At 48.8% G+C, this 441-nt stretch carries 2 protein-coding genes; both read right to left on the bottom strand.

What is annotated here, in order from left to right:
* On the bottom strand, positions 1-191 hold a 191-nt coding region (locus ACTHTY_RS12065; protein WP_440367868.1), incomplete at its 3' end, for a hypothetical protein.
* Positions 149-441: hypothetical protein (locus ACTHTY_RS12060; RefSeq protein WP_440367866.1), on the bottom strand; the 293-nt coding region annotated here is incomplete at its 5' end. The genes ACTHTY_RS12060 and ACTHTY_RS12065, both read right to left, overlap by 43 nt.

The raw sequence follows: 441 nt of genomic DNA, 5'->3' as shown, positions 1-441 counted from the left end.
GTATAATACAGTTTTTGAAGCAGAATGAGTTGGTGTATCAACCCCCCCCCCCAACCCCCCCCCCAAACCCCCACCCCCAACCAAAAAAAAAACAACCCCACCAACACAAAAAACCCCCCAAACAAAAAAAAAAACAACAAACACACCACTACCAAAACAAACGAAATACCCACCCAGACCAAAAACACCACACAAACACACCCAAACCACACAAAAACCAAAAACAAACAAACACCACAAACCAACAACCCAAACCCAACACACCACACCGACACCAAAACAGCCAACAAAACCAAACCAACCAAACCATCCCCAACAAAAACAAACCCACCACGCCCCCCCACACACCGCCCAACACCACAAACAAAACACCTCCCGCTAAGACAGCCGCGAAAGAACACACCCGGCCGTCACACCAGCTCCCCAAACCCCACCACAAAA

Source organism: Neisseria sp. P0019.S002, from assembly GCF_051957155.1.
GTDB classification, from domain to species: domain Bacteria; phylum Pseudomonadota; class Gammaproteobacteria; order Burkholderiales; family Neisseriaceae; genus Neisseria; species Neisseria perflava.
The sequence above is the reverse complement of the archived record's forward strand: the minus strand, read 5'-3'. Positions and strand labels throughout refer to the sequence as shown.